At 76.1% G+C, this 21,575-nt stretch carries 11 protein-coding genes and 1 pseudogene; 5 read left to right on the plus strand and 7 right to left on the minus strand.

Annotation, left to right across the window (positions count from 1 at the left end):
- Positions 1-73 precede the first annotated feature (73 nt).
- Genes IE313_RS11285 through IE313_RS11295 form a run of 3 tightly spaced genes read right to left on the minus strand, consistent with a single transcriptional unit; the run spans position 74 to position 10,991 of the window.
- A complete protein-coding gene (locus IE313_RS11285) occupies positions 74-1,735 on the minus strand; it encodes a PfaD family polyunsaturated fatty acid/polyketide biosynthesis protein (protein WP_189930858.1) in 1,662 nt (553 codons plus the stop codon).
- Complete coding sequence (locus tag IE313_RS11290; RefSeq protein WP_189930859.1) at positions 1,735-4,308, minus strand: hypothetical protein; 2,574 nt, start codon at positions 4,306-4,308, stop codon at positions 1,735-1,737. Before IE313_RS11290 ends, IE313_RS11285 begins: the two co-directional genes overlap by 1 nt.
- A complete protein-coding gene (locus tag IE313_RS11295) occupies positions 4,308-10,991 on the minus strand; it encodes a type I polyketide synthase (protein ID WP_189930860.1) in 6,684 nt (2,227 codons plus the stop codon). Before IE313_RS11295 ends, IE313_RS11290 begins: the two co-directional genes overlap by 1 nt.
- 474 nt (positions 10,992-11,465) lie before the next feature.
- Here IE313_RS11295 and IE313_RS11300 point away from each other — a divergent pair, with 474 nt between their 5' ends.
- On the plus strand, positions 11,466-12,377 hold the full coding sequence (locus tag IE313_RS11300; RefSeq protein WP_189930861.1) for an SAM-dependent methyltransferase: 912 nt from the start codon (positions 11,466-11,468) through the stop codon (positions 12,375-12,377).
- 54 nt (positions 12,378-12,431) lie between these two features.
- On the opposite strand, the pseudogene IE313_RS11305 reads toward IE313_RS11300, so the two are convergent.
- Together IE313_RS11305 and IE313_RS11310 are read right to left on the minus strand one after the other, a co-directional pair.
- Positions 12,432-12,677 (minus strand): annotated as a pseudogene (locus IE313_RS11305) (cupin domain-containing protein); the annotation flags it as partial.
- Between the two features lie 171 nt (positions 12,678-12,848).
- Positions 12,849-13,766 carry a GHMP family kinase ATP-binding protein gene (locus tag IE313_RS11310; RefSeq protein WP_189930862.1) on the minus strand — a complete coding sequence of 306 codons (918 nt, stop codon included), beginning with the start codon at positions 13,764-13,766 and terminating at the stop codon, positions 12,849-12,851.
- A gap of 516 nt (positions 13,767-14,282) precedes the next feature.
- Between IE313_RS11310 and IE313_RS11315 the strand changes: the two genes are divergently transcribed.
- The 3 genes from IE313_RS11315 to IE313_RS11325 all read left to right on the plus strand — a co-directional run bounded on the left by IE313_RS11315 (position 14,283) and on the right by IE313_RS11325 (position 17,316).
- On the plus strand, positions 14,283-15,026 hold the full coding sequence (locus IE313_RS11315) for a response regulator transcription factor (RefSeq protein ID WP_189930863.1): 744 nt from the start codon (positions 14,283-14,285) through the stop codon (positions 15,024-15,026).
- 291 nt (positions 15,027-15,317) lie between these two features.
- The gene (locus IE313_RS11320; RefSeq protein WP_189930864.1) at positions 15,318-16,382 is read left to right on the plus strand and encodes a trypsin-like serine peptidase; all 1,065 of its coding nucleotides are present in this window, start codon (positions 15,318-15,320) and stop codon (positions 16,380-16,382) included.
- A gap of 139 nt (positions 16,383-16,521) precedes the next feature.
- Entirely contained in the window at positions 16,522-17,316 is a 795-nt protein-coding gene (locus tag IE313_RS11325; protein ID WP_189930865.1) for an SDR family NAD(P)-dependent oxidoreductase, read from the plus strand.
- Between the two features lie 70 nt (positions 17,317-17,386).
- Here the strand turns inward: IE313_RS11325 and bla are convergent, their stop codons facing one another.
- Positions 17,387-18,316, minus strand: coding sequence for a class A beta-lactamase (gene bla / locus IE313_RS11330; RefSeq protein ID WP_189930866.1), 930 nt, complete (start codon positions 18,314-18,316; stop codon positions 17,387-17,389).
- Positions 18,317-18,778: 462 nt separating this feature from the next.
- Here bla and IE313_RS11335 point away from each other — a divergent pair, with 462 nt between their 5' ends.
- A complete protein-coding gene (locus IE313_RS11335; protein ID WP_189930867.1) occupies positions 18,779-19,816 on the plus strand; it encodes a DUF4331 family protein in 1,038 nt (345 codons plus the stop codon).
- Between the two features lie 225 nt (positions 19,817-20,041).
- On the opposite strand, the gene IE313_RS11340 is transcribed toward IE313_RS11335, so the two are convergent.
- Positions 20,042-21,571, minus strand: a complete 1,530-nt coding sequence (locus IE313_RS11340) for a M81 family metallopeptidase (RefSeq protein ID WP_189930868.1) — start codon at positions 21,569-21,571, stop codon at positions 20,042-20,044.
- Between the last annotated feature and the right edge of the window lie 4 nt (positions 21,572-21,575).

Here is a 21,575-nt window from a genome sequence, read left to right on the forward strand (position 1 = left end):
CGGCCCGGCACCGGACACCGGTCCACCGGGAGCAGGCGGTCCACCGGGGCCCCTCCGGCGGCCCCGGTGGGGTTCACGGGGCCGCCGGGGCGGTGCCCGGCCGCCCGCCGGCGGCCGTGGCCCGCGCGGGATCCGCCAAGGCGGTGGAGCCGGCGGGATCCGCGGCATCCGTGCCGGGCGGCGGCAGGCGGTAGCGGGCGCAGGCGGACGGCAGGTGGACGCCGGCCAGCCGGAGCTGGGTGACACGGGAGTGGAAGGCGGCGCCGCGCAGCAGGTGCCCGGCGACGGCGGCGACGCCCCTGGCGCCCGGGTCGGCCAGGGCGCTGCCGGCGGTCCAGGCGTTGAAGGCCCCCATGGCGGGCCCGCACCACACCTGCCAGTCGCCCTGCCGCTCCGCCTCGCCCTCGGTGGCCCAGCGCGAGGCCATGCCCAGGTACCAGCGGAAGACCATCGCCATCCGGTACCTGGGGTCCGTCTCGGCACGCCGCAGCCACTCGGGGTGGTGGCGCGCGAGGTAGTCGGCGGTGTCCTGCCAGACCCGGGCGACGGGCCTGCGCAGGACGCGCTCCTCCAGGTGGCGGAGCTCGGCGGGCGGCAGCTCCGCGAGGCCAGCGTGGTCCCGGTACAGCCGGGACAGCCGGCCCGCGTGGGCGGCGAACACCGTGCCGCGGGCGAGCACCTGCACCTGGACGCCCTGCTCGAACATGTCCGCGGCCGGTGCCATGGTGCAGTCCGCGGGACCGGCGGCGGCCAGCAGCCGTTTGACGGCCGACGAGGTGCCGGCCTCCAAGGTGGCCTGGTTGACGGAGCCGGTGACCACGTAGGAGGCGCCCAGGGCCAGGGCCGCGACCACGGACTCCGGAGTACCGATGCCGCCCGCCGCCCCGATCCGCACGGGCGCCCGGTGCGGGTGCTCGCGCGCCACCCGGTCCCGCAGCCCCACGATCACGGGCAGCATCACGGCCAGCGCACGGCGGTCGGTGTGGCCGCCGGAGTCGGCCTCGAAGGTGATGTCGTCGGCCATCGGCACGGCCCGGGCCAGCTCGGCCTGCTCCGCGTCGGCCAGGCCGCGGGCCACCAGGTCCGCCAGCAGCTCCGGCGGTGCGGGCCGCAGGAACAGCTCGGCGGTCTCCGGCCGGGAGACCTTCGCGATCAGCCGGTTCTCCACCCGCACCCCGCCCGGCGCGCCCGGCGCGCGCCGCAGGCCGGCCACCCTGTACCGCACCAGGTCCGGTGTGAGCTGGACGAACGCCGACGCCTCCACACAGCGCACCCCGTACCGCAGGCAGGCGTCGACACACCGGCGCTCCAGGGCCGGGTCCATCGGGCTGTGGATGAGGTTGCAGGCGTAGGCGCGGCCCGTGTCGCCCAGTTCCCGCGCCAGGCGCCGCAGGGCCGCGTCGACCCGGGCCTCCGGCAGCCCGGCCGCACCGAACGACGCCAGGTACCCGGCCCGGGACAGCGCGATGACCAGGTCCTCCCCGGAGATGCCGCCCGCCATCGACCCGGCCATGTACGCATGGCGCACCCCGTGCCACCGCCGGAACTCCGCCGAACCCAGCCTGCCGGGGTGCTGCGGCGCCGCCACGGCCAGGACGGTGGCGCCGCTGCCCGGGGCCGGCGGATCGCAGAGCGCACCCGGCTTGCCCCCGCTGCTGACGATGTAACAGGGCCGGTCGAGGTCCGCGAGGACCGCGTACACGCCCTCCGCGTCGGAACGCACCGCCCGGCCCATCACGCGCCGCCCCGCTGCGCGCCGCGCAGGGCGGCACGGAAGTCGGCGGCCAGGTTCTCCACCTGGTAGATGCGCACCTCGTCGCGCCAGACGCTGCCGTCGGCACGCACCAGGACGCGGTCCCCCTCCCGGCGCACCTCGCGCACGTGCACCTCGCCGCGGACCCGCCGGTGCTCGCGCAGGATCTGCCCGCGGTAGCTCCAGCGCAGTTCCTCGCCCACCGCCACGTGCATCCGCGGCTCGGGCAGCCCGTCCAGTAGGCCGGTGCCCAGCGCGAACGCGTGCACCGCCTGGTAGAGCATCTGCACGCTGACGGACCCGGGCAGCACGGGGTCGTGGGGGAAGTGCTGCTCGAAGAACCAGTCGTCGGCGCGCACGGGCTTCTCGCACAGCACGTACCCGGCCCCGTGCTCCCCGCCCTCCGGCACCAGCCATGCCTCCTGGAGCAGCGCCAGGCGGCCGCGGCCCAGCCGGGTGTCGCCCGCCGGGTGCAGCCGCAGGACCCCGCCCGGGGCCGGTGAGCCGTCGTCGAGCCACGGCCGGCGCGGGGCGTCGCCGTCCAGTCCCTGGTGGCCGGCGAGCAGCTCGGGTGTGAGGAAGCCGTGCACCGCCTCACCCGTGTAGAACGTCCGGCCGCCGGTGCTCAGGGAGAAGTCGTAGCGGTGCATGATGCCGCCCGGCAGCGGGGAGTGCGCACGCAGTACGGTGCGCTGCTCCACCGTGGTCCCGCGCAGTTCGACGTCCTCCAGCAGCCGGGCACGGCCGGTGAGGTTGCGGCAGCTCAGGCTCCGGTCCGGATACTCGCCCGAGATCCCGAGCGCACCGCTGAAGCCGCCCGCCGGTTGCAGTGCCGCCTCCATGAGGGCCAGTTGGGGCAGCGTGCCGTTGTTCTCCCTGACGAACCACGGGTCCGGGGGCACGTCGTACTCCCAGGCGCCCTCGGTCCCCGGCCGGTACCCACCCGACTGCGGGCGCCGCGTCATCCGGTCCACCAGACGGAAGTCGCCGCGTGGCAGGCGGGGCCGCACCCGGGCGCTGACACGGGGCAGACCGGGCAGGCGCACGGCGCCGTGGTCGCCCTCGGCCAGGAAGGCGATCTGCAACTCGTCCAGCTCGGCCCGCCGCCCCGAGGCGGTCGTGCGCGGACTGCGGCGCTCCCACCCCATCGCCTCGGTGCCCGCGGCCGGCACCAGGGTGACGCCCAGGTCCCACAGCCGCGCCAGCGGCCGGCCGCCGACGGTGACCTGGCAGTCGGCGGTCGCGTACGGCAGGGGAAGCAGGCCGGTGGCGGACACGTGCAGCTCCATGTGGAGGACGGCGCCGGGCGGTACGGCGGGGCCGGTGGTCCCGGCGGCCCTGGTGCTCCCGGCGGCCCCGGTGGTCCCTGCCGGGGCGAGCGTTTCGACGCGTACGGGGCGCCCGGTCGAGGGGGTGGCCCGCGCGCCCGGCACGCACAGGTGGAAGCCCTGCCAGAAGACGTACACCCGCAGCGCCTCCAGGGCGGCCGCCACCAGATGCGCCCAGGTGCCGGCGCCCGCCTTCGCGGTGTCCGCGGCCGGCCGGGTGGTGGCGAGCAGCCGGCCCTGTGCGTGCGCGCCGTCGCGGGGACCGGTGAGCGCGAGATCGGCCAGCAGCCGGGCGGGCCACGGCGCCGGAAGCGCTTCGGGCGGCAGCCCGCTCTGGTCGAAGGCGGCGCCGAGGACGGCGCGGAAGCGGCCCGCGGCAAGCGCGTCGAGCTCGGCCGCCGCAAGCCGGGCCACCGTGGTACGGGCCGGTGGCCGGGGGTCGGGCGGGTACCTGAGCACCGGGCGCGGCGGCCAGGGGCGCTCCTGGGCGTCCGCCGGCTCCACCCGGGTGAGCCCGGCCAGGGGGCTTCGGCCCTCCAGGACCTGCCGACCGCGGTCCGTCGCGGCCACCCGCAGGCCGGCCGGGACCGGGGGGATCGGGCGCTGCCAGGACAGCAGGACGGCACCGGCGCCCACGCCGGCCTCGGCCCGTGCACCAGCCGCCTCGGTCGTCCCGCCTGTCCTGCCTGCCTCGGTCGTCCCGCCCGTCCTGCCTGGTTCGGCCGCCTCGGCCATGTCTGTCGGGCCGCTCGTGCAGGCCGCGGCGTTCGTGCCGCCCGTACCGGTTGCGGTGTTCGTGCCGCCCGTACGGGTCGTGGCGGTCGTGGCGGTTCCGGTGCCGGCAGCCGCCTCGGCGGCGTGCGGCGCGGTGGCCAGGGCCCGCAGTACCTGAGAAACGGCGTCGACGACCGCTTCCGCGCCCTCGGACGGCCCTTCGCCGGTGCCGGGTGCGGGGGCGTACGGGAGGCGGGCAGCCGTCCTGCCCCGCGGTGCCCGGCTGAGCTGCCATGCCGTGATGGCCTCGTGCGCGCCGAGCACCGCGGCGTGCGCCTCCTGGAGCCGGGCGGCGAGGCGCCCTGCCAGGTCCGCGGGCGGGCCCGGCTGCGCGGGCGCGGCCGGTGGCGGGGCCGCGGACGCGGGGGCCACCGTAGGGGGCGGTGCGGGCTGTGGGGCGGGCGGTGCGGGTGGGATCGGGAGGGGGATGCCGTCGAAGGTGAGCTCGTCCATCAGCCGTGTCCTCCGCTGCCGTCACCCGGGGCGGGAACACCGGCGCGGTCGACGAACCCGGGGATGAGGTCGCCGGGGTGGTCGAGCCAGAGGAAGCGCAGTCCCTCCCACCGCTGGAGGGCCCGCCCTTCGGGTGTGCACGCGGTGAGGGTGAGCAGGGAGAACATCGACGCGGCCGAGGCCGGGTCCTGCACGTCCGCGACGATGGCGAAGGGCTCGTCGTCGGGCAGGGGCGCGTACAGCGCCAGCCGCTCCACCGACACCGGCACCGGCAGGGCGTCCTTGTCGGCGAGTTCCAGCAGGGCCAGCAGACCGGTCTGGAGGAGCAGGTCGGCCGGTGCCGGGCGGTAGAGCCGGCCCGCGTACGCGCCGCCGGCCAGGTCTGCGCCGGGCATCCGCGCGCTCACCACCAGGCGGCCGGGGGCCTCTTCGAGGACGTCCCGCAGGCCCGTCAGGGTGGGGCCGTGGAACAGCCTGCCGTCCGCGTACCCGGGGTGCGGTGCGGTGCCGCAGCGGTACGGCGGCAGCTCGACGGCCGGGGGCGCACCGGGTTCGTCGGAGAGCAGGAAGCCGCCCTCGTAGTGCGGTGTGCCGTCCGGTCCCGCGTCGCTGATGCGCACCCGGGTGAGGCGGGCCGCCAGCTCGGGTTGCGGGTCGCGGGTCAGCCGCACCCGGAACCGCTCGGGGTGCCCCGGGGCGAGGAAGACGCCGCGGGTGATGCGGAAGTCGCGGCACTCGGTCACCGGACGGCTGTCGCCGTGCGCGCGCTCGACGGTGTGCAGGGCCCAGCCGACGGCGGCGGCCATGGGCAGCACCGGGGTGCCGCCGATGCGGTGGTCGCGCAGCAGCGGCTGCTCGCCCAGGCCCGTGAGCAGGCGGTGCGCGGTGTACCCGGCCTCGGGCAGCGGGTCGCAGCGCCTGAACAGGTCCGCGGTGGGTCCCAGGACGACCACACCGCCGCGGGCCGCCGCCGTACCCGCGCCGTCCGCGCTCGCGCCCTCCGTATCCGCGCCCTCCGTATCCGCGCCGTCCGTATCCGTGCCGTTCGTACCCACGCCGCTGCCGGGGGCGGCGGGGGCCAGCTCCGCCAGGAAGTACCGGCAGCCCTCCTCGCGGGAGAGCACCGGAACGCCGGCGTCGGTGAAGACCTGCTGCACCGCGGCGGCCATGCCGCCCTCCCAGGGGCCCCAGGCGAGGGGCAGCACCCGGCAGTCGGGGTGTGCGGCCTGGTAGGCGCAGCCGAACAGGTTGAGGGACTGGTTGGCCAGGGCGTAGTCCGCCTGCCGGAGGTTGCCCGAGGTGCCGGCGACCGACGAGAAGAGGACCAGGAGCCGCAGCCGGTCCGCCTCCAGCGCGGCGAGCACGTGCCGCAGGCCGGCCAGCTTGGTGTCGACCACGGGCGCGATCGTCTCGGCGGTGGCCTCCGACAGCGGCCGGTCCCGCAGGATGCCCGCGCCGTGCAGCACCCCGGTGATCCGGTCCGCGTGGGGGGCCAGCGCCTCGGCCACCGCACCGGCGTCGGACACGTCCGCCGCCGCGTAGTCGGCCCGTACGCCCCGGGCCCGCAGGGACTGGAGCGTGTGCCGGATGTCGCGCTGCTGGAGCAGCCGGGTGCGGTCCCGCTCGATGCGGTCCCGCACCGGGGCCGTGCCCGGGTCCTCAGCCGCGTCGCGGGCGCGCGCCTCAAGGGCGGCGGACAGCTCCTCGGGGGTGCGCAGGTCCGCGGCCCACTCCGGCTCCGGCTCCAGCGGGGTGCGGCCGAGCAGGACGTAACCGCAGCGGTGGTCCTGGGCGAGCGCCTCGACGCACCAGGCCGTGATGCCCCTGGCGCCACCGGTGACCAGCAGCACGTCCTGTTCGGTCAGCGGCGCGGCGGGCGGGGCCGCGGGGGCCTCGTCGCCGGGTGCGGGCGCCAGCCGGGGCGTGCGGCGGCCGCGGGAGTCGACCCCGACCTCGCGGACGTCGGTGGCCACGTCCGCGAGCTCGGCGGTGAACGCCCCGGCGACCTCGGCCGCCGACAGTGCGGGAGCGAAGTCCAGGGCGCGGCAGAACAGGGTGGTCGCCTCCAGGGCGACGGTCTTGACCAGTCCGCCGAGGCCGCCGGCGAGCGCGGCCGTGCCGTCGCCGCCCGAGCCCGCGTAGCCGAGCGCGCCGTCGAGCCGGGTCACCGTCACCAGACCCGCCCGGGTGCCGGTGCCGGCCGCCGCCTCCAGCGCGGGACGCACCAGCTTGGCGACGAGCACGGAGTGCCGCAGCCGCCTGACGACCTCCTCGGCGTCGGTGTCCGTCCCCCGGCTGACCGGCAGCACGCACAGGTCGAGGCGCTCCGCGGCGGACAGGATCCCGGTGAGGCTCGCCCCGAGGGCGTCCTCGCTCCAGTCCGCCAGACCGGGCGTGCCGGGGGAGTCGGGAGTGCCCGGGGCGCCCGGGGCCTCACCGCCGGGGTCCCGGGCGGGCGTCGCGCCCGGCAGGGCGAGGCGGGTGGTGCGCCAGCCGGCGTCGGCCAGGGCCCCTGCCAGGGTGCCGGTCAGTTCGCCGCCGTCGTCGAGGAACAGGGCGTGCGGCCGGTCGGCGAAGGCGTCCGTGCACACGTCGGGCTCGGGCAGCGCCGCCAGGGCGACGGCGGTGCGGCCCGGCGCGGAGTGCCGTGCGGGGCTGCGCAGTTGGGGCTGGGGGTTCAGGAGGATGCCCCTGGCCAGCTCCGTGAGCTGCCGCACGGTCTTGGCCTCGCTGAAGCGGTACAGCTCGCTGCGGTCGATCACCGGGTAGCGGCGCCACATCTCCGCGGCGATCTCCACCTGCTTCAGCGAGTCGATGCCCAGCTCCTCCTGGATGTGCATGTCGGGCTCGATCATGTCCAGGTCGTAGCCGGTCTTCTCGGCGATCACCGCCCGGAACTCGCGTTCCAGCTCCTCCGGGTCCAGATCGGCGATGTCCACCGCGGCGGGGCGGGCGTCCTCCTCGCTCTGCCGTGCGGCCCACAGTTCCGCGAGGGCGGAGATGTTCTCCCCCGCGGAGTCCGCGGCCGGGTCCGGGACGGCCGCGGACTCCGCCGCCGTGGCCGTGGCCGTGTCCCGGTCACCGGCGCCGGGCGGCGGGCCGGTGCGCTGCCGCGGCAGGACGCCGTCGGGCAGCGCGTCGAACACCGGGGAGCCGTTCGCCACGTGGCCCTCCGGCACACCGCCGTGTTCCGGCACACCGCCGTGCTGCGGCACTCCGCCGCCCCCCGGCACACCGCCGTCCGGCCGCGCACCGTTCGCCGCGCCGCCCGCAGGCACGGCCCCGTGCGGGGGCGCACCGGACGGGCCGGGCACCGGGCCCGCACCCGTCGGGCCGGCCGGCGCGTCCGTGCCGTGCACCGCGGGCCGGAGCATGTCGCGTACCGCCTCGCCTGCCCGCGTGTGCGCCCGGCCCAGTGCCAGGCTGTGCTCGGTGACCGCGTCGACCGCCGCCAGCAGCGCGGGATCGAGTTCCCGGCCGCCCGCGGTGCCCTCGCGCAGCAGTGCCGTCAGTTGTTCGGCGGTGCGAACCTGGCCGTCCAGGTAGCGGCTGTGCGCCGCCAGGTGCTCGGCGGCGGCGCGGGAGAGCGGATCGCCCTCCCAGGCGCAGGGCGCCGCGGGTGACGGCCCGGCGGGTGCCGGTGGTGGCTGCGCGGCCCCCGCGGCACGGGCCGCGGGGGCCTGGGGGGCCTCGGGGGCCGCCTGCGCGGAACCCGGCGCGCCGGTCGCGCCGGTCGCGCCGCCCACCCGGGTCGTGTCGGTCGCACCGGTCGGCGCAGGCGCGCCGGTCGGATCGGCCGGACCGGTGGCCTCGGGCGGCTCGCCCGCCTGTGTCGCCTCGGCCGTCAGCCGGGCCATCAGCTCCTCGTAGGCGGGCCTACGCCGCTCCACGGCGAACAGCGGTCCTTCGAGGCGGCGGGCCACCGAGGAGGGCGCGGGCCGCTCGGCGCGGGGCGGCGCCGCGTACCGGTCGAGACCGTTCAGCGGCAGCCCCAGCACGGCGAGCCGCACGGCCGCCTCCAGCAGGGTGGCGCAACTGTCCGAACCCGGGCCGCCGTCGCAGGCGAACGCCTCCACGGAGTGCTCCGCCAGGGTGCGCCGCACCAGCGACGTCAGGGTCCGCCGGGGCCCGAACTCGACGAAGACCCGCACCCCGTCCGCGTGCATCTCCGCAAGCCGGGCCGCGAAGTCCACCGGGCGGCCGAGCTGCGCCACGAGGGTGGCGCGGTTGGCCGCCGGGTCCGCGCCGTACACCGCGCCCGCGGCGCCGGCGTACACCCGCACCCCGGGGGCGCCGAAGTCGACCCTCGCGCAGGCGGTGGCGAACGCGTCGGTGGCGTGGGCGACCAGGGGCGTGTGGAAGGCGGCGGCGACCGGCAGCCGCACGGCGCCCAGGCCGCGCTCGGCGCACCACGCCACGAACCGCTCGACCGCGGGCGTCGGCCCGCCGAGCGCGTGTTCGTCGGGGGCGTTGCGGTTGCACACCGTCAGGTCGGGGTGGCTGCGCAGGGCGTCGTCGAGCTCGCCGCGGGGCATCCGCACGGCGGCCATCGCCCCGGGATCGGTGTCCGGGCCCGGCGGCTGCTCCATCGCCAGGCCGCGGGCGCGGGCGAGTGAGGTGAACGCGGTGCCGTCCAGCACACCGGCCGCCCACAGCGCCGTCAGTTCACCGAAGCTGTGGCCGAGCACCCCGTCCGGCGCGAACCCCAGCTCCCGCAGGAACCGGAACTGGCCCATGGACAGCGCGCCGATCGCCGGCTGCGCGTACGAGGTGCGGCGCAGCCGCTCGCCGTGCGCCCGCGCGTCACCGGTGCCCGGCGGCGGGAAGACGGCCCGCCCCAGCCCGTCGGCGGCCGGGAAGAGGTCGCCGGCGGCGTCGAAGGCGTCCCGCACCGGGGGCAGGGCCAGGGCGGCGTGCAGGCCCATCTCCACGTACTGGCTGCCCTGGCCGGTGAAGAGCGCGGCCACCCCGGTGCCCTCGGGCAGGGCCCGGCGACGGTAGTGGACACCTCGCGGATGGCTCCAGCCGTCCGGTTCCCGCCCGCTGCGCACCGTCGCGCGCAGCCGCTCCACCGCGAGGGCGACCAGTTCGGCATGGTGCCGCGGGTCCGCGGCCACCAGGCCGAGCCGGGCGTGGTCCGGCGGGGCGGGGAGGGGGTCCGGGGCGTCGCCGCGCTCCAGGCGCTCCAGCAGCAGCGCGGGGTCGGGTGCGTGCCAGAGGCAGGGGCGCGGCGTCTCGTGCAGGGCGCGGTCGCGGTCGGCAGCGCTGCCGGGGTGCTCCTCCAGGACGGCGTGGTAGTTCACGCCGCCGAATCCGAACGCGGACACCCCGGCCCTGCGCACCCGCCGGGACGCGTCCCGCAGCCACGGCCGGGCGGCGGTGCTCACGTAGAGCGCGCTGTCCTCGGCCAGGGTGCGGGCGTTCGGCCGGGTGACGTTGATGGTGGGCGGCAGCACCTTGTGGTGCAGCGCCAGCGCGGCCTTGATCATCCCCGCGGCGCCGGCCGCCGCCTTGGTGTGGCCGATCTGCGACTTCACGCTGCCGACGGCCGCGTAGTGGTGGTCGTCCGGGGTGGCGAGCAGGGTGTTCAGGGCGGACAGCTCGACCTCGTCGCCGGCGGGGGTGCCGGTGCCGTGGGCCTCGATCAGGCCGACGGACCGCGCGGCGCAGTCCGCGTCCGCGTAGGCGCGCCGCAGCGCGCGGAGCTGGCCCTCGCCGCTCGGCGCGTAGATGCTCTTCGCGCTGCCGTCGCTCGAACTGCCCAGACCGCGCAGCACCGCGTAGATCCGGTCGCCGTCCCGCTCCGCGTCCGCCAGGCGCCGCAGTGCCAGCATGCCGATGCCCTCGCCGACCAGCGTGCCGTCCGCCGCCGTGTCGAAGGGCCTGACCCGGCCGCTCAGCGACAGGGCGGGCGTCTTGCTGAAGCACATGAAGGAGACGACGGAGTTGTCCGCGTCGCAGCCGCCGGTGAGCATCACGTCGGCGCGCCTGCCGAGCAGTTCGTCGACGGCGGCGCGCACCGCGGCGAGCGAGCTGGCGCACGCCGCGTCGACGGTGTGGTTGGCGGCGCCCAGGTTCAGCTTGTTGGCGATCCGTCCCGAGACGACGTTGCCGAGGACGCCGGGGAAGGAGTCCTCGGTCCACGGCGGCAGCGCCGCGAGGCGGGTCCGCACGACGCGCTCGACCGTCTCCTCCGGCAGGCCGAAGGCGAGCAGGGTCTGCTTCAGCTCGGGCACCAGCAGCCGGGCCGCGAGCGGGATCAGGGTGCTGTTGGTGCCGCACACCCCGAGGACCACTCCGGTGCGGGCCGGGTCGTGCCAGGCCGGCCTGCCGTGCGCCGCGTCGTGCAGCGTCTCCTTGGCCACCACCAGGCTCAGTAGCTGCACCAGCCCGGTGGAGTCGAGCACGTTCGGCGGCATCGCGAACTCGCGCGGGTCGAATATCTCGGGGGTGAGGAAGCCGCCGCGCCGGCAGTAGGTGCGGTCCTCGGCGAAGGGGTCCGGGTCGTAGTGGTGCTCGGTGCGCCACCAGCTCTCGGGCACCACGTCCGAGCAGTCCCTGGCCGTCATGACGTTGTCCCAGAACTCGCGGACGTCCGATGCCTTGGGGAACCTGCCCGCCAGGCCCACGATCGCCACGGGGTCGCGGGCCAGCCTGCGGTCGACACCCTCGTCATCCGGCATGTGCGTGTGCACCCGCCCCTCGTTCGCTCCGGTAGGACCGCGGCGGTCCCCGGTGCGCCGCCCGGAGGCGCCCTGCGCGCCCCTTGCGGCACGCCAGGCCACACGGGTCCCGGACCGCCGACCACATCAATGCGCGGGCCTTCGTACGGGCAAACGACGGCGAACCGTTTCATCAGCGTGAGCGAGGGGCGCACGGTAGTCAGCGCCGGGGCACCAGTTACTTGCGCGCCCCCCAATAAGTGTGTGCCCCTGCAACGCACTCCAGGGCGCCGCCCGGCCGCGCCTACCGGGACGGCCGCCACGGATGACACGCTGTGCCGACCCGACGGCCGCCCCGGGAGCCGCACGCCGTCGCGCCCGCTCCGCCGCACCACGCCGCCCCGCCCGGTGGGCCCCGAGCCCTGCTGCCCCGCAGTCCCGCAGTCCCGCAGTCCCGAAGCCCCGCAGTCCCGAAGCGTCGCGGAGAAGACCGGTATGAGCAGCCCCGAGAACCTCCAGGACGCCTACGGCCCCGGCAACATCCTCTTCCGCGTGCTGGAGCCGATGGGCTGGGGCGACCTGCTCAACCTGGGCTACTACACGCCGCCGACCCTGCCGGCCCTGCCCGCCGGGCTCGCCTCCTTCCAGCGGCGGCTGGTGGCCCGCTCCACGGCCCTGCTGCGGCTGACCGCCCGCGACCGGGTCCTCGACGCCGCCTGCGGCCGCGGCTACAGCAGCCACCTCATGGGGCGGCGGGGCTGCCGGGTGACGGGCGTGGACCTGCTCGACGCCCATGTGGAGGAGGCGGTGCGCAGGTTCGGCGGCCGGCCGCGGGTCCGGTACCTGGCCGGGGACCTCACGGCCCTGCGCCGCCCGCCCGCGGACGGCGGCCCGCGGCCCTTCCCGGACGGCTCCCTCACCAAGGTGCACTGCCTCGAAGCCGCCTTCCACCTGGGTCCGGACGGCCGCCGGGCCTTCCTGGAGGACGTCTTCAGGCTCCTTGCGCCCGGCGGCCGCCTGGTCCTCGTCGACTTCGTGTGGCGCACCGGCGACCCGGCCGGCATCGCCGCCGCGGACCCGGGACGCCTGGTCCGCGACACCTGGCGCTTCGAGGAGTTCGAACCGCTGTCCGGGTACCACCGCCACGCGCTGGACATCGGTTACCGCATCCGCCTCACCCAGGACTGGACCCGCCCGGTCACCGGCCGCTTCCTGCGGCTCGCGCAGCTCTGCGCGGGGCTGAGCGCGGGACGGGCCGGCCGGCGCCTGCTGTGCCGCCGCTGGCCCGCGCTGTCCGCCCTCACCGCACGCGACTGGCTGCGCTTCGCGGCCGTCGTCCACGCGCACACCGCGGTCCGCCACGCGAGCGGGTACGCGGCGCTGGTCCTGGACCGGCCCGCGCGGTAGCACGGCCCGGGGCCCGGGGCCCGGCGCCCCGCCCGGCCGCGGCGGCCGGGCGGGTCATTCACCGCTGTGGCGGGTGCGGGCGCGCAGATGGGCGCGCTCGCCCTGGCGGCCGAAGAGGACGAGCAGCTCCACCGGCTGGTCGTCGGCCGGACCGAGCCAGTGCGGGACATGGGTGTCGAACTCGGCGACCTCGCCCGGGGCGAGCGTCAGGCGCCGGTCCCCGAGCAGCAGCCTCAGCCGGCCGCCCAGGACGTACACCCACTCGAAGCCCTCGTGGGTCTTCGGCTCCGGCCCGCTACCGGCCGGAGCGCCTGGACACCCCGCGGCGGGAGGCCACCGGGCCCGGCGGCGAGAAGGCCACCGTCACCGACACGCTCATCGCCGTCCGCCGCGTCCGCCGGCCGGCCGGGTCACGCGCCCGCCGCACGGGCACGCCCCGCCCGGCGCCCACGGGAAGGCGCCCGGGCCGCCTCAGCCGAAGCTCAGCGTGTGGTACACCGCCACGTTGCCCACGAGCTCCCGGCAGAGCCGGGCCGCGCGGGCCAGCCGCAGGTCGTGGGCCGGGGCGGCGGTGTCGAGCAGGATGCCCAGGGACGTGCCGCTGTGCCCGACCACCACACCGAGACCGCCCACCCGCTCGCAGATCCCGAGGACCGGATCCAGGGCCCACTTGTGCCGCAGCACCTGGTTCATCCGGGCGCTGGCCGTGGCCACCCGGCCCACCTCGGCCAGGTCGCCGTGGGCCACGGCGCGGCTGAGGCGGTCGAGCAGCCGCGCGTAGCGGAGCCTGTCCCGCGCGGTGAACGGCTTCGGGATGTCGTTGAAGGCGACGGTGTCCACGGCGCCGCCCTCGTCGACGCCGACCACCGCCATCGACGGCAGCGCGCCGAGCCGTGCGCGCAGGCGCACACTGCGGTGGTGGAACGCCACGATCGCGGGGTACAGCACCCCGTCCGACGGCTCGATCCTCGCGAGGTACCCCTCGATGCGCCGCGGCGGCATCGGCTCGTCGAGGGCGTTGGCGACCGCACGCGCGGTGGCCACCAGGTCGGCGGAGGAGCTGGCGAGGCCCTTGCCCTCCGGCAGCGTGCTGTCGATCCTCAGCCGTGCACCGCCCGTCCGCCCGGCGTCCGCCATGATCATGGACATCAGCCGGAGCGCCTTCGTCTTGTGCGCGGGGAAGACGCTCGGGCCCTCCGCGGCCGCGGTGAGCTCGAAGCGCGCCATGGCCCAGCGGGCGATGGGCAGCGTCACCAGGAAGTCGCCGTCGTCCTCCGGCAGCACTCCCTGGAGCAGTTCGCCGAAGGTGCCGAACGCGGCGCTCACACCGGTCGCGGCCATCTCCCGGCGGCCGGTCGGCCCCGCGCCCGTGCGGACCCTCGTCACCATGGCCGCGCCCCCTTCCGTACCGCTTCCGTCCCGCTCCGCCGGTGCCACCGGCCGCGACGACGGGCACGGGGGCGTCCACCCGGTGGCTCGGCGTCCTCGCACCACGGCGGCAAAGGGCGGTTCGCCATGATGCCACCGCCCCGATGGACGCGGTCGACCACCTTGGCACGCTCCCGTTCGCACCGGGGCCCCGGGAGCCGGTCCCCGCTCGCCGGCGGGAGCCGGGGCCGAGGCGGCCAGGCGCCGGGGCGCACCTGCCGGACGGCGGCGCTTCCCACTGGAGTCCGCGGTCGAGCCGTCGACACCGGTCGGCGACTTCCCGGTGACGAACTCGTCCGGCGTGCCGGGTGCGGGAGCGGGCGGCACCACCTGGTCCGCGGGTCGGGCCCGAGCACATCCGCGGGCCTCGTGCGAATGTCAGGAAGCGGTCAGGAAGCGGTCGTCGACCCGTGGCCTTCCGGCGCCTGCCGGGCCGCGCGGCACCGGCGGGCGGCGGGTGTTCCTAGACTCTGCGCCATGTGCGCGCAGGTGATGGTCGCCGACGACGACGAGGCGCAGGCCGAACTGGTCCGCCGCTATCTGGAGCACGAGGGCCACGGGGTGACCGTCGTGCACGACGGCCGGGCCGCGCTCGACGCACTGCGGCACGCGGCCCCGGATCTGCTCGTCCTCGACGTCATGATGCCGCGCGTCGACGGGCTCGACGTCTGCCGGATCGTCCGGGCGCAGGAGGACCTCGCGGACCTGCCGGTGCTGATGCTGACGGCCCGCTCGACGGAGGACGACCTGCTGCTCGGGCTCGACCTGGGCGCGGACGACTACATGACGAAGCCGTTCAGCCCCCGGGAGCTGATGGGCCGGGTGCGGGCGCTGCTGCGCCGCAGCGCCCGCACCGCCGCGTCGCGGGAGCCGGGCCCGGTGCTCAGCGCGGGGCCGCTGACGGTGGACCCGGCGCGGCACGAGGCATGGGCGTACGGCCGCAGGATCGACTGCACGCCCGGCGAGTTCCGGCTGCTCGAAGTGCTCGCGGAGCGGCCGGGGCAGGTGTTCACCCGCGGCCAGATCCTCGAACGGCTGCACGGCTTCGACCGCTACATCACCACCAGGACGGTGGACGTGCACGTGATGAACCTCCGCAGGAAGATCGAGACCGACCCGCGCCGGGCCCGCTGCCTGGTGACGGTGTACGGCGTCGGCTACAAGCTCTCCGACGAGGACGCCGGGGAACCGGGGCGCGAGCAGCGCGGGGGCGGTGCCTGACGCGCGGTGCGCCCCTCGCGGCGGACCCCGGCGGGCGGCCCCGCACGCCTCGTGCGGTGCGTGTGCCCGGTGCGTGCTCGTGGCGTGTGCGCCTCGTTTGGCGCGTGTGCGTCGGCATGTCGTCCGCGCGTGCCGCCCCCGGCGGGTGCTCCTCGGCGCGCCCTCCGTGCATGCCGCGCCCTGCTCCTGCCCGCGCCCTGCCCCTGCCCGTGTGCCGCGCCTGACCGGTGCTCACCACCTGCTGCCCGGACGCTGACAGGTTTCTGACAAGACCGCCGTAACGTCCGCCGCATGCTGAACGTACCCACCCGCTTCGGCGGGCGAGCCCCTCGTCCGCTCAGGAGCCTGATGAGGGCGGCCGCACTGGTGGCGGCGGCCGCCGGGACGGCGCTTGCGGCACCCGCCCAGGCGGGCGCCGCCGACCAGGTCGCCGTGCACCAGCAGGCGGTCACCGCCGGGCAGCGGCAGGCGGTGCTCGACTACTGGACGCCGGAGCGCATCGCGGCCCTCACCACACCGGCCTTGGGCAACCCGCCCGCCGGAGGCCCCGACGGCGCGCCCTGGACCACTGACAACGCCCTGCCCAGGACGACAGGACGCCTGTTCTTCACCGACCACGGCGAGGACGCCAGTTGCACGGCCACCGTGGTGCACAGCGCCAACCGGAGCACGGTGGTGACGGCCGCGCACTGCGTCGACAACACCGACCTGCTCGGTGACGACAACCAGTGGGTGACGAACGAGATGTTCGTCCCCGGCTACCACGACGGCCAGGCACCCTACGGCAGGTTCGTCGGGCGCACCGCCGTCGCCGACGCCACCTGGCTGGCGAACGACCAGCAGCACGGCGAGACGTACGACGCCTACGACCAGGCGTTCGTGGCGGTGAACCCGAACGAGCGGGGCCAGTTGCTGGAGACGGCCGTCGGGGCGGCGCAGCGGATCGGCTTCGACCGGCCGGGCGACGTGCCCAGCTTCTCCTTCGGCTACCCGCGTGCCAGCGCGGACCCCGCACGGGAAGGGCTGCCCGAGTACACCGGCGAGCGCCTCGCCTACTGCCAGGGCCGGGCCAGGGAGTACCCGGGCACGCCCGACTGGCCCGAACCGCCCGGCCAGTTCGGCCCGCCCTGCATCATGGGCGGCGGCTCAAGCGGCGGCCCCCGGATGACCGGATTCGACCCGGCGACGGGCATGGGGACCGTGGTCGGCGACAACACGCAGGCCGGTTTCTTCGACGCCTCGGGCAACCCCTGCGCGCTCGACTCCCACGACGACTGCACCCGCTACCTCGTCGGCCCCGGCTTCAGCTCGGCCGTCACCGAGCCCCTGTACGAACGCGCCCAGAAGCTCTCCTAGGGACGCGGGAACCTCGCGAACCAGCCACGACGTGCCGCCGGCCGCCCACGGGGCGGGCCCCTCGCGGTTGCCCACCGGGCCGCCGCGAGGGGCCCGCTCGTGCGGTTGCCCGCGCCCGCCCCTGTGGCACCATCCGGCCATGACCTCCACACACCAGCGTTTCGACGGCTATGCGGTACTGATCACGGGCGCGGGCCAGGGCATCGGCGAGGCCACCGCACGGCGGTTCGCGGCACAGGGCGCACGGGTACTGGTCACCGACCTGGACCCGGACCGGGCCGCGCGGGTGGCGGCCGCGATCACCGACGCGGGCGGCGCCGCCGAGCCGTACGCCTGCGACGTCGCGGACCGCGCCGCCGTGGAGGCGGCCGCGGCCCGTGCGGCCGAGTCCTTCGGGGGAATCGACGTGCTGGTCAACAACGCGTACGCCTGCCACCCGGACCCGGCACGCTTCGAGGACCACGAGGACGCGCCCTGGTACCGGGACTTCGAGATCACGGTGCACGGTGCCTTCCGCTGCATACGCGCCGCCCTGCCCCGGCTGGCCGCGGCCGGCGGACGCGGTGCGGTCGTCAACGTCGGTTCCGTCAACGGCGAACGGTCCTTCGGCAACCACGCCTACAGCGCGGCCAAGGCGGCCCTCGCCTCCCTCACCCGCACCCTGGCCGTGGAGTGCGCGCCGCGCGGGGTGCGCGTCAACCTCGTCGCACCCGGCACCATCGACACGAACGCGTGGGACGGCCGCCGCGACGTCGTCGAGCGTGCGGCCGCCCACTACCCGCTCGGCCGGGTCGGCAGCCCCGACGACGTCGCCGCCGCGGTCACCTTCCTCGCCTCGCCGGACGCATCCTGGATCACTGGCGTGACCCTCCCGGCCGACGGCGGCCTGCTGGCCAGCAACCTGGGCCTCAACCGCGCCATGTCCGGCGGGTGATGGGGGCCTGGGTCGGCAGCCGGCCGGGCCCGCCGCCGAGCGTGCCCGTGCACCTCGCCGCCTGCACCGTTCAGGTGAGGGCGGGCACGATCCGCCTCGTGGCCTCGGCGATCAGGGACTCGTCGGGCGGGGTGTGGTACCCGTCCCGGTCGGACATGAGGGCCAGCACGAGCGGCGCGGTGCCGGGCGGCCAGACGACGGCGACGTCGTTGGCCCTGCCGTAGTCGCCCGTGCCGGTCTTGTCGCCCACCCGCCAGCCCTGGGGGAGCCCGGCCCGGATGCGTTTGCCGCCGGTGACGCTGCGCTCCATCCAGTCCGTGACGAGGGCGCGCTTCTCGGCGGGCAGCGCGTCGCCGAGGACGAGCTTGCGGTAGACGGCGGCGAGCGCCCGGGGCGTGGTGGTGTCGCGGCGGTCCTTCGGGTCGTCCCTGTTCAGCCAGGGCTCGTACTGGTCGAGTCGGCTGACGGTGTCCCCGAGTTCCCGCAGGTAGGCGGTCAGCCCCGCGGGTCCGCCGATGCTGCGCATCAGCAGGTTGGCGGCCGTGCCGTCGCTGTAGCGGATGGCGGCGTCGCACAGTTGCCTGACGGTCATCCCGGTGGTGATGTGGTCCTTGGCGATCGGCGAGACGGAGTTGACGTCCGCCGCGGTGTAGGTGACGCGCTCGTCGAGGTGGCGCAGGGGGTTGCGGTGCAGGACCGCCGCCACGGCGATCGTCTTGAAGGTCGAGCAGAACGCGAAGTGCTCGTCGGCGCGGTAGGTCAGGGTGCGGCCGGTGCCGGTCGCCAGCGCGTACACGCCCAGCCGGGCACGGTGCCTGCGTTCGAGCGCGGCGAACTGCGCGGCGCCCGGGGACTCGGCGGAACGGGGGTCCTGGGCCAGGGACGAGTCGGTGCTGGAGCGGTCACGCGTGCCGCATCCCGCCAGCGGCAGGAGCGCCGCTGCCATCAGCAGGGCGCGGCGGGACGGGCTGGACTGCTCACCGGACGGCTCAAGGGACATGCGGTGGTACCTGCTTTCACTTTCCGGTGGTCCTCCCCGGGGCCAGGCCGGACGGCGGCCGTCGGGGCCAGCCCTTCCTAGCACCGCCCGGCCGGGCGGAACCGTGCTGACGGGACGCCAGGAGGCAACTCGCTACGAACGGGTGAGGGGCCGCTCTCATGTTCGACCTGTCCCGGCCCCGTCCTTGTCTCTGTCCCGGTCCTTGCCCCTGTCCCGGTCCCGTTCCCTGCCCCTGTCCGGGTTCTGTCGCTGTCCCTCGGGTTCCGGTTCCGGTGTGGTTCCTGTTCCTGTCCCGTTCCGGTGTGGTTCCCGCTCCCGCTCCCGTGCCGGCCCAGGACCAGGTCGTGCCGGGTGGGGGCGGTCGGCGAGGCGGTCACCGTGTCCGGGCGGGCTAGGCTGGAGAAAGCGACAAAAACGGCAGATCACCTTTTGTAGCCGCTTGATCCACGTGGGGAGGCCACGATGTCGCACCACCTCGATTCCCCAGTCGCCCGGCAGGACCCACGCCTCGACATCACGGACCTCTACGTCTTCCGGGGCGAGCGCGGTACGGCCTGTGTGATGAACGCGGCGCACTCCCTGGCCGGCGAGGCCACCGCCTCGGGGTTCCACCCGCAGGGGCGCTACGAGTTCAAGATGGACACGGACGGTGACGCGGTGGAGGACATCACGTACCGCTTCTCCTTCGGCGAGCCCGCGCGGGACGGCACCCAGCCCTACGAGCTGCGCCGTCTGACCGGCGCCCCGGCCCAGGACCCGTTCGCGCCCGGCTCGGTGATGGCCGAGGGCCGCACCGGCCGGACCACCGGCCTGGACGACGGCGCCCGGGTGTGGGCCGGTACGGCGGGCGACACCTTCTGGATCGATCCCGACGTGCTCCAGGCCGTCGGCCGGGCCGTCAAGGACGGCACCCGGGTCGACCTGCACGGATGGGATCCGGCGGGAGCCTCGAACGCCTTCGCCGGGCAGAGCGTGCACACGATGGTCCTGGAGATCTCCGACACCGAGCTGCTCGGGCTGACCGGTGCGCACCGGCACATCGGTGTCTGGGGGCTGGCCAGCCTCGCCACCGACTCCGGCGGCTGGCGGCAGATCAACCGGGCGGGCCTGCCCATGATCCACCCGCTCTTCACGCAGTACGACGAGGAACTCGGCGACCAACTGAACGGCGGCCGCCCCGCCGACGACCCGCACGTCTTCGGCAAGATCGCCGCCGATATGATCGCCGGCACCGTCCGGGCGCACGGCACCGCGGAGGACCCCGACGCCTACGGCCACGTCGCCGCGGCGAGGCTCTTCCCCAACCTGCTGCCGTACACCGTCGGCACCCCGGCGTCCTTCGGCTTCGCGCAGTGGAACGGGCGCGCCCTCACCGACAACGCCCCCGACACGATGTTCTCCTTCGCCACCAACACCCCGGTCACCACCGGCCTCACCAGGGAAGCCGTGACCGCCCGGCCCACGGGCACCTTCCCGTACGTCCCGGCCGAGCGGCCCTGAGGGCCCGGGCGGGCCGGCGCGGCGCGCCGACCGGGGCCGTGCGGCCAGGGCGGCCGGCGGCCGCCGGGGACGCGCGCCGGTGCCCCGCGGTCGGCGGGCGCCGGGCGCACGCCCCTGCGCGGCCGGCGGGCTGACGCCCCGGGCCGGCCGGCGTTCTCGTGCGGCGGGCGGGCCCGGGGCGCGGTGGTCCGGCCGGACGGGCCGCTCACCGTCCGGCCGGGGCTCTCACTCGTCGTCCCCGGTGAGCGGGGTGTGCGACGGCGGGATGATGCGGGCCGTGAGGTCGGGGTCGGGCATGGCCGGGTCGAACGGGAACATCGGCCGGCGGATGCGGTGGTGCCCGAGCCTGACCAGGTCCTGGTCGACGCCGCCGGGCGTGAGCGCCATCTTCCAGTCGGCGGCCATCTCGAACAGCTCGGGCTCCAGGTAGCCGATCTTCACGATCACCAGGTCGGCGCCGCGCGGGTCGAGCGCAAGATCGGTGAAGTCCCTCTCGTGGTGGTACGGCTTGCGCAGCGTGGTGAGGATGACGTGCAGGCCGCCGACCCGCAGCACCACCTCCGTACGGGCGTCGCGGTCACCGTGCCTGACGGCGTGCACCACGCCGGTCATGGTGACCGGCCCGGCGTGCCGGTCGTCGACCTCGGCGCCCGCGGTCACGGTGACCCGCGCGCCGACACCTGCCCGTACCGCGGTCTCGACGGCCGCGGGGCCCGGTACCGAGGCGTAGATGACGCTCGGGCCGTCCTCGGCGGTGAACTCCGGGCGCTCCAGCAGCCGGTGCAGGGTCCAGGTGACGTCCCCCGCGCCGCCCGCGGTCGGGTTGTCGCCGGTGTCGCTGATGAAGTAGGGCCGGGCGGTGGAGGAGAGCGCGGCCCCCAGGCACTCGTCCAGGGTGCCGGTCGGCGCGACGAAGGCGAAGTCGTGCCGCGCGTCCCAGAAGCCCCTGGCCAGCCGCTCGGCACCGGCCGAGACGGCGGACTCGTCGGGGCCGGTGACGACGACCGCGGCGCGGTTGCGGGGCTCGTCCGCCCAGGCGTAGCCCACCCAGATCGCCGCGTCGGTGACGCCTTCGGCGGCCTCGACCTCGGCCACGGCCGCGTAGACGCTCTTCGCGGGCTCGATCCGGGTCGAGGTCTGCTCGCCGGCCAGCAGCACGGGCACCGGGACCCAGGCCTTCACCGGGCGCGGCGCACCGGAGGCGAGCAGGTCCACCAGGTTCCGCGCGGCCCGCTCCTTGGTCTCCATGGCGTCCTCGTGCGGGGCCATGCGGTAGCAGGTGATCAGGTCGCTCATGTGGGCGAGCTCGCGGGATACGTTGCCGTGCAGGTCCATGGAGGTGGAGACGAGCACGTCGGGGCCGACCGCCTCGCGGATCCGGGCCAGCAGGACGGACTCCGCGTCCTGGACGCCCTCCACCGACATGGCGCCGTGGATGTCGTACCAGAGGCCGTCCAGCGGGCCCAGCGCCCCGACCCGCTCGACCAGCTCGTCGGAGAGCTGTGCGAACGCCTCGGCGGTCACCATGCCGCCCGGCAGCGACTTGCCGACCAGCGCCCCGCGCCAGTGCGCCGCGGCGCGCAGCGGCTCGCCGGGCGCGAGGAAGGGATAGCGGGTCAGGACGTCCGCGTCACGCAGCGGGTGGAAGGCCGGCGCCTGGGTGCGGGCCGGCGAGAACGTGGACGACTCGATGCCGAGCCCGGCGACGGCGATGACGGGACGGGCGACGGCGGTTCGGGGGTGTGGCTGTGGCATGGCT

Source organism: Streptomyces sulfonofaciens (genome assembly GCF_014656295.1).
Lineage (GTDB): Bacteria > Actinomycetota > Actinomycetes > Streptomycetales > Streptomycetaceae > Streptomyces > Streptomyces sulfonofaciens.